Here is a 4,175-nt window from a genome sequence, read left to right as displayed (position 1 = left end):
TCCCGCAGCAACCTCGCAGCACCCCGCAGCACCCGCACCCGTCGTCACCGTCGACCCGGAGGCCCCGCCGTGATCCGCACCCGCGTCCCCGCCGCCCTGCTCGCGCTCGCCGTCGCCGCCGTGCTCGGCGCGGCGCCCGCGGTGGCAGCCGCACCAGCGCCCCCGGCGGACCCTGCCCCCGGTGCCGCCGACGCCGCGGCGGCCGCGTCCACCCAGGTGTCCTGGGGCGTGCGCCCGGCGGACACCGTGCACGGCGCGCAGCGCCCCAACTTCGCGTACTCCCTGCCGCCCGGCGGCTCCCTGTCCGACGCGATCGTCCTGACCAACAAGGGCGACGCGCCCCTGCCCCTCGACGTGTACGCCGCCGACGGGTTCCTCACCGCGGACGGCACGCTCGACGTGCTGGGCGCGGGGGAGGAGTCCACCGCGCTCGGCTCCTGGGTGGTCGTCGAGACCCCCGAGGTCGTCGTCGCGCCCGGCGCGAGCGTCGAGGTCCCGTTCACCCTGACCGTCCCCGACGACGTGCAGCCCGGCGACTACGCCGCCGCCGTCGTGTCCAGCCTGCTGGTCGAGAACGCCGAGGGCGTGTCGGTCGACCGTCGCCTCGGCTCGCGCGTGCACCTGCGGGTCGGCGGCGACCTCGCGCCCGCCCTGGCGGTGTCCGGGGTCCTGGTCGACTACGACGCCGGATCGAACCCCGTCGTCCCCGGCACCGCGACGGTGACGTTCACCGTGACCAACACCGGCAACGCCCGGATCGCGCCCGCCGAGCAGGTGCAGGTCGCCGGGCTGCTCGGGCTCGGCTCCGTGCGGGCCGTCGGCGCCGACGTCCCCGAGCTCATCCCCGGCGCGTCGGTGCAGCGCACCGTCGTCGTCGAGGGGGTGTGGCCCCTGGTCCGGTCCACCGCCCGCATCGCGCTCGGCGGCGAGGTCGTGCCCCTGCCGGGCGCCCCGGACGGGGCGTCCCCCGCGGTGCCGGGCGTCGTCGCGACCGCGGCGGCGTGGGCCGTCCCGTGGCTCGTCCTCGGGGTGCTCGTCCTGCTGGTCGCCCTGGTCGTGCTGCGCGTGCACGCCGGGCGCCGCCGCCGGGTCCGGCAGCAGCGCGCCGTCGACACCGCGGTGGCCGCCGCGCTGGCCCGCCAGGGGGCGACGCCGTGACGTGACCCCGCCCCTGGCGCCCGCCCACCGCGCGCGCCAGCATCGACCCCACCCGCACGCACCCGCACGCAGCAGCACGACCGTTCTCGACGAGGAGACACCGATGGCACGCCCGATCACCCTGTTCACCGGCCAGTGGGCCGACCTGCCGTTCGAGGAGGTCGCCCGGCTCGCGGGCGAGTGGGGCTACGACGGCCTCGAGATCGCCTGCTGGGGCGACCACCTCGACCCGTGGCGGTGGGACGACGACGCCTACGTGCAGTCCCGCCGGGACGTCCTGGAGAAGAACGGGCTCGGGGTCTGGGCGATCTCGAACCACCTCAAGGGGCAGGCGGTCTGCGACGACCCCATCGACCAGCGGCACCGCGACATCCTGAGCGACCGGGTGTGGGGCGACGGGGATCCGGAGGGCGTGCGCCGCCGCGCGGCCGAGGAGATGCAGCACACCGCGCGGCTCGCGGCGAAGCTGGGCGTGGACACCGTCGTGGGGTTCACCGGGTCGTCCATCTGGAAGTACGTGGCGATGTTCCCGCCGGTCTCGGCCGAGGCGGTCGAGGCGGGGTACCAGGACTTCGCCGACCGGTGGAACCCGATCCTCGACGTGTTCGACGAGGTCGGCGTGCGGTTCGCGCACGAGGTGCACCCCAGCGAGATCGCCTACGACTACTGGACGACGGTGCGCACCCTGGAGGCCATCGGGCACCGCGAGGCGTTCGGCCTGAACTGGGACCCGAGCCACATGATCTGGCAGGACCTCGACCCGGTCGGGTTCCTCTGGGACTTCCAGGACCGGATCTACCACGTGGACTGCAAGGACACGAAGAAGCGGATGGGCAACGGCCGCAACGGGCGCCTCGGCTCGCACCTCGCGTGGGCGGACCCCCGCCGCGGCTGGGACTTCATCTCCACCGGGCACGGGGACGTGCCGTGGGAGGACGCGTTCCGGACGCTGAACACGATCGGCTACCAGGGCCCCATCTCCGTGGAGTGGGAGGACGCGGGCATGGACCGCCTGGTCGGCGCGCCCGAGGCGCTGGAGTTCGTGCGGCGGCTCGCGTTCGACGCCCCGGAGGCGGCGTTCGACGCGGCGTTCAGCACGAAGGGCGACGCGTGACCGGCGCGACGGCCCCGACCGGCGTGTGGCTGGTCGGCGCCCGCGGGTCGGTCGGGACGACGGCGGCGCTCGGTCTCGCCGCGCTCGCCGAGGGGCACGCCCCGCCCGAGGGCTGCGTCACCGCGGGCCCGGCGTTCGACGGGGTGCCGCTGCCCGGGTGGCGGGACCTGGTGCTCGGCGGGCACGACGTCAGCGACGTGTCGCTGACCAAGCACGCCGAGGCGCTGGTCGACGCCGGGATGATCCCGGCGCCGCTGCTCGCCGCGACCGCCCACGCCCTCGACGCCGCCGACGCGGAGGTCCGGCCCGGGTACCGGGGCCCGCTCGCCCCCGGGCAGTCGCAGCGGGACGTCGCCGAGCGCCTCGCGGCCGACCTCACGGCGTTCGCGGCACGGCACGGGCTCGCCCGGGTGGTGGTCGTCGACGTGTCGTCCACCGAGCCGCCCGTGGACCCGCTGCCCGAGCACACCGACCCGCGCGCCCTGGAGGCCGCCGCGTCCGAGCCCGGGCGCCAGGTGCTGCCGCCGTCGTCCGTCGCGGCGTGGGCGGCCGTGCTCGCGGGCGCCGCGTACGCCGGGTTCACGCCGTCGGCGGGGATGGGACTGCCCGCGCTGCGGGCGCTTGCCGCGGAGCGGGGCGTCCCGGTCGCGGGGCAGGACGGCAAGACCGGGCAGACCTGGTTGCGCACCGCCCTCGCCCCGGCGTTCGCGGACCGCGGGCTGCGGGTGCTGTCCTGGGCCGGCACCAACCTGCTGGGCGGCGGGGACGGCGCCACGCTCGCGGACCCCGACGCCGTGCGGTCCAAGCTCGCCACCAAGACCCGCGGGCTCCGGGACCTCACCGGCACGGACGTCACGCCCCTGCACATCGACCACGTGCCCGACCTCGGGGACGTCAAGGTCGCGTGGGACCACGTGCACGCCCGGGGGTTCCTCGGCTCGCGGATCACGCTGCAGACCACGTGGAGCGCCCACGACTCGATGCTCGCCGCACCCATGGTCCTCGACCTGGCCCGGCTGCTCGCCCTCGCGCACGCCCGCGGCGAGGCCGGGGTCGTGCCCGCGCTGGGGTTCTTCTTCAAGGACCCGTGGGGGTCCGACGTGCACGCCGCCGCCGACCAGGCCCGCGCCCTGGTCACCTGGGCGGCGACCGCCCGATGACCCCCGCCCACGCACCGGTGCACGACCTGGTCGAGCTCGTGCGCGGCCCCGCCGTGCTCACGGTGCTGGGGGACACCGTCGCCGGGGCCGCTGCCGCGGGGCTCGGGCTCCGGGGGCGGCGGGTGCTGCTGCCGGTCGCGTCGGCGTGCCTGTACGCCGGGGGGATGGCCCTCAACGACTGGGCGGACCGCGACCTGGACGCCGTGGAGCGCCCGGAGCGGCCGATCCCGTCCGGCCGGATGTCGCCGCGCCGGGCGCTGGGCGTCGCCGCTGGGCTCGGCGCGGCGGGCGTGCTGCTCGCCGGGATCGCCGGGGGCCGCCGTGCCTTGGCGGTCGCGGTCCCGCTCGCGGCGTCGGTGTGGCTGTACGACGCGCACCTCAAGGACACCCCCGCCGGCCCGGCGGCGATGGCCACGTGCCGGGGGCTGGACGTCCTGCTCGGCGCGGGGGTGGGCCACTTGCGCCGCGCGGTACCCGCCGCCGTGGCGGTGGCCGCCCACACGGCGGCGCTCACCACCCTGTCCCGGGGCGAGGTGCACGGCACCACCCCCCGGGTCGCGGCCGCCGCGGCGACCACCACCGCCGTCGTCGCCGGGTGGGCCTCGGCATCGCCGCCCGAGGCGCGCGCCGCTGCCCTCACCGGTGCCCTCACGGCCACGGGGGCGTACCTCGCGCAGGTCCTGCCCGCGCAGGTCGCCGCCGCGCGCGAGCCCACCGCCGGGCGCGCCCGGGCCGCCACCGGG

Annotated in this window: 4 protein-coding genes; all 4 read left to right on the top strand. The window is 77.3% G+C overall.

Annotated features, from left to right (window positions below; translation table 11 throughout):
• Positions 1 to 1,158, top strand: a 1,158-nt coding sequence (locus tag EBM89_RS19745) for a COG1361 family protein (protein WP_233571877.1), incomplete at its 5' end; no start/stop codon positions are given.
• 103 nt (positions 1,159 to 1,261) lie between these two features.
• Complete coding sequence (locus EBM89_RS19740; RefSeq protein ID WP_122151291.1) at positions 1,262 to 2,272, top strand: sugar phosphate isomerase/epimerase family protein; 1,011 nt, start codon at positions 1,262 to 1,264, stop codon at positions 2,270 to 2,272.
• Entirely contained in the window at positions 2,269 to 3,432 is a 1,164-nt protein-coding gene (locus EBM89_RS19735; RefSeq protein ID WP_199732214.1) for an inositol-3-phosphate synthase, read from the top strand. Before EBM89_RS19740 ends, EBM89_RS19735 begins: the two co-directional genes overlap by 4 nt.
• On the top strand, positions 3,429 to 4,175 hold a 747-nt coding region (locus tag EBM89_RS19730; protein WP_199732213.1), incomplete at its 3' end, for an SCO3242 family prenyltransferase. The genes EBM89_RS19735 and EBM89_RS19730, both read left to right, overlap by 4 nt.

The sequence above is a fragment of the Cellulomonas triticagri genome (genome assembly GCF_003696205.1).
In the GTDB taxonomy this organism is placed as follows: domain Bacteria; phylum Actinomycetota; class Actinomycetes; order Actinomycetales; family Cellulomonadaceae; genus Cellulomonas; species Cellulomonas triticagri.
Note: the sequence above shows the minus strand (reverse complement) of the source record. Positions and strands in the feature narration are given on the sequence as shown.